This window comes from Streptosporangium sp. NPDC004631, assembly GCF_053601935.1.
The window spans coordinates 1-6,309 of sequence record NZ_JBSGCR010000063.1 but is presented as its reverse complement, the minus strand read 5'-3'; the positions used below and the strand labels follow the sequence as shown (position 1 = coordinate 6,309).

At 65.4% G+C, this 6,309-nt stretch carries 10 protein-coding genes and 1 pseudogene; 2 read left to right on the top strand and 9 right to left on the bottom strand.

The genetic code is table 11. The features are described 5' to 3' along the window. A partial coding sequence (locus ACWEF2_RS31335) for a hypothetical protein (protein ID WP_453819861.1) occupies nt 1-219 on the top strand: 219 nt, incomplete at its 5' end. A gap of 96 nt (nt 220-315) precedes the next feature. Here the strand turns inward: ACWEF2_RS31335 and ACWEF2_RS31330 are convergent. From ACWEF2_RS31330 to ACWEF2_RS31320, 3 genes are all read right to left on the bottom strand, one after another. Further along, a complete protein-coding gene (locus tag ACWEF2_RS31330; RefSeq protein ID WP_453819860.1) occupies nt 316-696 on the bottom strand; it encodes a nuclear transport factor 2 family protein in 381 nt (126 codons plus the stop codon). Further along, nucleotides 684-1,136: a VOC family protein gene (locus ACWEF2_RS31325; protein WP_453819859.1), complete on the bottom strand. Its 453-nt coding sequence runs from the start codon at nt 1,134-1,136 to the stop codon at nt 684-686. Before ACWEF2_RS31325 ends, ACWEF2_RS31330 begins: the two co-directional genes overlap by 13 nt. Before the next feature lie 86 nt (nt 1,137-1,222). Further along, nucleotides 1,223-1,534, bottom strand: a complete 312-nt coding sequence (locus tag ACWEF2_RS31320; RefSeq protein WP_453819858.1) for a hypothetical protein — start codon at nt 1,532-1,534, stop codon at nt 1,223-1,225. Here ACWEF2_RS31320 and ACWEF2_RS31315 point away from each other — a divergent pair. Beyond that, a complete protein-coding gene (locus tag ACWEF2_RS31315) occupies nt 1,526-1,759 on the top strand; it encodes a hypothetical protein (protein WP_453819857.1) in 234 nt (77 codons plus the stop codon). The genes ACWEF2_RS31320 and ACWEF2_RS31315 overlap by 9 nt on opposite strands. A 196-nt stretch (nt 1,760-1,955) precedes the next feature. Here the strand turns inward: ACWEF2_RS31315 and ACWEF2_RS31310 are convergent, their stop codons facing one another. The 6 genes and pseudogenes from ACWEF2_RS31310 to ACWEF2_RS31285 form a co-directional block, all read right to left on the bottom strand. Beyond that, nucleotides 1,956-2,162, bottom strand: coding sequence for a hypothetical protein (locus tag ACWEF2_RS31310; RefSeq protein ID WP_453819856.1), 207 nt, complete (start codon nt 2,160-2,162; stop codon nt 1,956-1,958). Between the two features lie 1,521 nt (nt 2,163-3,683). Continuing rightward, nucleotides 3,684-4,205, bottom strand: coding sequence for a hypothetical protein (locus tag ACWEF2_RS31305; protein ID WP_453819855.1), 522 nt, complete (start codon nt 4,203-4,205; stop codon nt 3,684-3,686). Nucleotides 4,206-4,632: 427 nt separating this feature from the next. Continuing rightward, complete coding sequence (locus ACWEF2_RS31300; RefSeq protein ID WP_453819854.1) at nt 4,633-4,836, bottom strand: cold-shock protein; 204 nt, start codon at nt 4,834-4,836, stop codon at nt 4,633-4,635. 218 nt (nt 4,837-5,054) lie between these two features. Further along, nucleotides 5,055-5,240 (bottom strand): annotated as a pseudogene (locus ACWEF2_RS31295) (chorismate synthase); the annotation flags it as partial. Beyond that, complete coding sequence (locus ACWEF2_RS31290) at nt 5,215-5,646, bottom strand: hypothetical protein (RefSeq protein ID WP_355600407.1); 432 nt, start codon at nt 5,644-5,646, stop codon at nt 5,215-5,217. The gene ACWEF2_RS31290 and the pseudogene ACWEF2_RS31295, both read right to left, overlap by 26 nt. Before the next feature lie 169 nt (nt 5,647-5,815). Next, a partial coding sequence (locus tag ACWEF2_RS31285; protein WP_453819853.1) for a winged helix-turn-helix domain-containing protein occupies nt 5,816-6,309 on the bottom strand: 494 nt, incomplete at its 5' end.

Here is a 6,309-nt window from a genome sequence, read left to right as displayed (position 1 = left end):
GGGCTGGCGCTGGTGGCGGTCTGCGCGGGCCTGGTGGTCTGGTCCGACGGGGACCGGTTCTGGTGGTGCGCGGGCTGGGACACCCGGCGGCGGCGGTTCGTCTACGCCTTCCACCGGGCAAGCGAACCTGAACAGGCCGCGCAACGGGTCGCACTTCACCACTCCCGTCTCCGTCAGCGTCTCGCGCGGCCGGAGCGGCGCACCGAGAGCGCGCCGTGACCGTGATCGGCGGGTGCGTGAGCCCGCACGTGGTCATGGCGGCGCACAGCGGTCATCTGCCACCGCCGGTACGGAATCCGGCGGAATCCGGCGGGCTCAGCGGGAGGTCTGACGGGCGAACTCCTCGCCGTCCCAGTAGTCGACCCGATGGGCGATGAGGCCGCCCTCGACCTCGAAGCGGAACATCCCGCGGACGGTGACGGGCCGCCCCCGGTAGGTGAAGCTCATCCGGTACGGCACCGCCGCCCGGCGCCCGTCCACGATCAGGTCCTCGATCTCGTACCGCAGTCCGGCGAACTCCGCCAGAAACCCCGTCAGCCGCTCTCGATAGGCGTCCCTGCCGTGCAGGCCCACCCCTGCCGACGAGGTGTGCTCGTTGTGGAAGGCCAAAGTGACGCAGGCGGCGATCTCGTCGGGGTCGTGCCGGTTGAGCGCCCCGATGTAACGCTCCACCACCTGACGGGTCAGCTCCCCCACAGGGTGCGGACCTCCTCGAAGACCTGCTGATTGTGCGAGATCTCCACGACGTTGCCGTCGGGGTCCTTCAGCGCGCAGATGTAGCCGACCGGCGGCGGCAGTTCCGTCGGCTCCCAGTGCAGGCAGCCCATCTTTCGCGCCTCGGCGGCGATCCGGTCCACGTCCTCGCGGTTGGGCATCTCGATGCCGAGGTGCGCGAACGGGGAGAGCTGCGGCTGCTGTCTCCCCCTGTCCTTGGCGAACTCCACCAGCACCAGCACGAACGGCGTCTCCACCTGCTTGTCGTTGGACAGCCAGGCGTTGCGCCCGTCCTTGTCCTCGTGCCGGGAGACGACCACCAGCGGGGTCATGGTGGTGTAGAACTCGATCGCCTTGTCCAGGTCGCAGCTGGGCAGCGCGATGTGGGTCCAGCGCGCCTCGGTGAGCTTCCTCTCCATCATGTCCGTTCTCCTTCAGTCCTTGTCCACTGGCCCGTCGAACTCGTCCGGGTCGAGCGGTGTGGCCACGTCCCGGCGGACGGTTCGCGTCATGTGCTGAGCCATTCCCTCCCAGAGGCCGGGCGGACCACCCGGTAGAGGGGAGAGCGCGGGTTCTCCATGAGCTGGAAGGCGTAGGGCTGCGGGGGGAGGACGGGGTAGACGAACTTCGCGTGGCTGCCACGCAGGTCCTCGATGCTGAGATCGGTACGGTCGGCCGACATGTCGTAGTTGTCGGAGTGAGGCTTGTACCCGCTGGTGGTGCGCCCCTCGAAGCGGGCGATGGCGTCAATCTGCTTGCGGACCTTGTTCAGCCGCCGGTGCACGAAGCGTAGGTGGTAGTCGTCATCTCGATGATCCACCTCGCCCTGGGCTCCGTGCTCTCTCATCGCGCCGTCACCTCCGCGGTGATCGGCCCGCGCGCCCTGGAGCGATTGACCGGCCGGCTCGGCGCCGACGCGGTACGGCTGTCGCCCGACGTCCTCGACGCGGTCGACGCCCTGGCTCCCCCAGGCGCGAACATCAGCCCCGACGACATGGGGCACGTCCCTCCCGCCCTGACCGACCCGGCCCTACGGCGGCGTTGAACCCGATCTTCCGATAGTCCCGCGACCGCGTACCCCGGGGGGTTCGCAGAGCGGGCCGACACCCGGCCGAAGACGTGGAGCGGAACTTTCCGCACTCCGTGGCCTTCTCCGTGTGGATCGGCGGGTCAGCGTGATTCTCCTGCCGCAGACCGGCAAGGCGGGATGAAATCGTCCAGCGCGTGTCAGGCGGAGGCCACTACCTCTTTCGCCTCAGCACGATCTCGCCAACCGCCATGGCGATGGACAGCAGGACGAGGCCGCCGAAAATCGGGTGCGCGATAATCGCGGGTCCCACCCCCTGCCCCTCCCTGTCCACGGCGGCCATGATTCGAAACGCGAACAGAAGGGCTCCGATAAATGCGATCTTGCTCCATGGGGGCACGTTCAAGCGGTTGAGTCTCATATGTCTTCCCATCTCATGCCGACTGACAGCCCACCGGAGGAGGGAGCACGGCTTTCCGGGCCCCGGCATCACCGAGGCGATCCGGTCACGCGCCTGCCGTGACCGTCATTCGGCATCCGGTCTCCCGGCCGTCGGTGTGCTGTCTGTCGAGCGAGTTCGACGTGTGGCTCGGCAGTCGAATCCATTGAGTTCTGGGCTCGCCAAAGACGGTTCAGTACGCGGAAGATCAACCAGGCGGCTGCAGCCGGTCCGCAGGAGGGCGCACCACAGAGCCAGACCTCTGACTCGGCATGCCGATCTTTAATTGCGTGAAGTTACGGTGGCCTGGTGACCGGGCCGGTCTCGTCTTGAGCAGACGTCAATCAGGTGCGGACGGCAGTGGATCCTCTTCGGGCCGCGCTCGGCCGTCCTGGCCGGGATCGGGGCCACTGACGACGAGATCGGCCGACACTCCGCGACTCAGCAGCGGTCAGCGGCCTTCCACCGGATTAAGCTCCGGAAAGCAGGGCGACAACTGAACGACCGGCGACCAATCGTCATCGACCGATGAACCGCCGCATCCGCGCACAGGCATGCCGGTCGAGGTTGCCACACCAGTACGACCGGCGCCTGCAATTGCAGGTGCGCCAAGACAATCAGGCCACAGTACTTACCATCCTATTTCCGGTGTATTCAACCAGTAATTCGACGCTATGGCGACCCTGACGAAGAAAGCAAAGCTCAAGCTGTTTCAACCCCTTCGACAAAGCCGTCGCAGCTCGCCTCCGACCTCCATTCCCAGTCATCTTCACATCGTTGAACCACCGCGTTCTGAACACCTCCGCCGCAGGCCATGAATACCATGCCGACGAAGACGAGTCCAGAGAAAAGGGGATATTCCAAGGCACTTGTCACCTCGGCAACGCACCCCCCTCCCCCATCGGGCACCCGGCACTTCGGCCGCACTTACCGACTTTTGAGTTGTCATCGCTGGTAGCGACCTCACCGGGCCGCGAGTCCAACGGCGCGACCACCCCCGAGACCGGCGCGGAACGCCGTGTCCGCCAAGTCGACGGACCGGCGACGCGAAAAAGTGGCGAATCTCACTGTCCGCCTCCCGTCAACGAAAATCGCAGCAGTCTGATCACGCAGGGTGACCGCCCTCCATACGCCACTACCAGCGTGTCCTACTCTGCGCGATCCAGATCGCCCCGGCAGCCGGCGACATGTTTCCGGCCCGATGTCCGGCCGACGGCCTTCCGGGGAGCACCGTGGCGAACCTCGAAACAGCGGTGATCACGAAGCGCGGAGAATGCATGACCTCGCGGCCCGGAAGAGCGTTTCCATCGGTTCTAGCGGTCACTTGATCCGCGGCGACGCTTTTCCCAGTCATTGAATAATGGCTATCCAAAACATAACGACACAAACGGCGACTCCGGGTCCCCTCCGTACGCCCATGACACAACAACGCCGACAGTAAGGCGGGTAGTCATTACGGCGACAGCAACACGGTCATTATGGGGCCGGCGGGTCATCCATCCCTCAATTCGACTGAAAAATATCCAAGGACTCAAGGAGTTGCGAGCGTGACGACAGGCAGCCGACCACCACACTCATACCGCTTTCGTTTAACAGCTCCAGAGGCAGTTGGTTCTTCGGCGTCTCCCCGCGGACCCTATAACCTTTATTCTGAACCGAAAGCCGTTGAAGCAGCCGCTCAGCCGCCTTGTTCCTTGCGCAGCCCGCCGACTGCGAGTTCGTCAACCGCGAGGTGGCGGTGTCGTCACCGCTCTGGGTGGCGTTGAAAGCATCGAGGCCGCCGACATTCCGAGTCCGGGCGCGATTGACCTCCGCGACCGAGACAGGGAAGTCTCCGTTGCCCGGGCAAGGATTCGCCGTGGTACCCGATACCAGTCCGCCACTGCCGGTCACCGCACGGATTCGACTGACGGGGCCGATGGTGAAATCCGGGACAAGTGAGTCTTGAGTGAGGGCGGCTAACAGCTCGTCTGCCGAATAGCCGATCCGGAGATTAACTCCGCCCGCCGCCTGTACGGCCGGCACACGGGCCGTCCAGCCGAAGGCGTCATAGACGTAGCCGGTGATGATATGTCAGAACCGCCTGTAAGATACCATTATTGTACCAACTGATGGCGATTAGTCCGTTCAGATATTTTTGCCTGATTATTTTGTCATGGTAAGGGGCGTTGCACCCCTGGCCGTCGTGGCCGGCGAGCCGGTGGTGAAGTTATTAGGCCTGGGTGGTGTGAGGGGCGGCCACACCTCCGGCGACGGCGGAGCTGACGGCGATGGCGTTCGTGGTGGGCCGTCCCGCACCGTCATAGGTGATCGTGGTGATACAGCCGGGGCCGTGATCTCGCGGGGTGTCGCGAGACCCCGGCGGGGCCACCCGGCCGGGCCCGGCCGGTGAAACGGGTCGGGGCCCGCACCTCAGAGAGGTGCGGGCCCCGGCCGCGTGGTCTGCTGTGCGTCAGACGATAACGATGTTCTCCGCCTGCGGGCCCTTCTGGCCCTGCGTGACGTCGAACGACACCTTCTGACCCTCCTGCAGCTCACGGAAGCCCTGGGCCGCGATGTTCGAGTAGTGGGCGAAGACGTCGGCGCCGCCGCCGTCCTGCTCGATGAAGCCGAAGCCCTTTTCCGCGTTGAACCACTTCACGGTTCCAGTCGCCATGTCGATCTCCTTTTGTAAGGGGCAGAGCCGGAATCCGCGATGTACGGATCCCGCGTAGCCGCAATGAGCCCATCTGGAGATGACCAGCAAACAAAAATGCACCTGAGGGTCACATCCCGTCAGGCGCACATAAAGTTTCATGGGTACCACAACTGCAACTGAGTCCATGCTACCACCATGAGGGCCGAGCACAAATTCGACCCGCTCCGGGCAACCCAACCGCCGGTGAACCGCACCTCATCACGCTCGACCCTCATCCGGGCGCCCCTGCCGTGACCGAGCCTGCGGCGCGCGAGCGCGTCGGCGAGCCCCTTCGTCTCGGTCAGGACGCCCGCGGGAGGTCCTTTGAGGATCGCGGTAAGGGGGGAACCGTGCGATTCACCTGAGGTGAGCCATCTGAGCAGGGTGCGAAACTGTCATATCACCAGCGTGATCATGTTGTGCCGAGGGCACAGAAGTGCTCTCCCTCCGCTGGGCGACCGGCGCACGGTGAAACACCGCGTATCCGCCACCCGCCAGGGCCGCGACGGCGAGCAGCCCCAGGCGGGACAGGCCGGGACCGTCGAAGGTGAGCTCCCCGGCGGAGTTCACCAGGAAACCGGTCGTGAACAGCCACGCCATGACGACGGTCGCCACGGCCGCGGCGACACGGACACCCCGGGCGGCATGACAGCACACGGCGAGCATCACGACAGACAGCCGTCCGGCGGTCTCCGCCGCGGTGAAGACCAGCGAGGCCACCACGGTCGCGGCGATGACGGCGAGGAGTCCACCGGCGAGCGAGAACCCGACCTGCTCGGATCGGAACACCGCAACCACCTCCTTGGGAGAACCACGCCTTTCGTCTCCCATCAAACTCCGGAAAGCGCCGCCGGATTGATCTGCTTACGGATCCCTGACATGCCCTCCACGCTTCTTGACGGGTTCCGCACGACGGTCCGCCGCCTGCCGAGTCCACCGCTCTCAGGGGCGGCGGTTCTCAGGGCTGGAAGCGGTAGCCCATGCCCGGCTCGGTGAGCAGATGGACCGGGCGGCCCGGATCCGGCTCCAGCTTCTTACGGAGCTGAGCCATGTACTGACGCAGGTAATGGGTCTCCTTGAGATACTTCGCCCCCCAGACCTCGGTGAGCAGCTGACGCTGACTGATCAGCTTGCCGGGATTACGCAGCAGGATCTCCAGCAGATGCCACTCCGTGGGCGTCAACCGCACCCCGCCGGAGACGGTCTTGCCGACCAGGTCGACGACGTGGGCACCGACGTGGATCTGCGAGAGCTCGGCCTCGTGGAGCGCGGTGCGGCGGGTGACCGCGCGGATGCGGGCGAGCAGCTCGTCGATGCCGAAGGGCTTGGTGACGTAGTCGTCGGCGCCGGCGTCCAACGCCTCGACCTTGTCCTGGTTGCCGGCCCGGCCGGAGAGCACGATGATCGGCACGGTGGTCCAGCCCCGCAGGCCGTGGATGACGTCCACCCCGT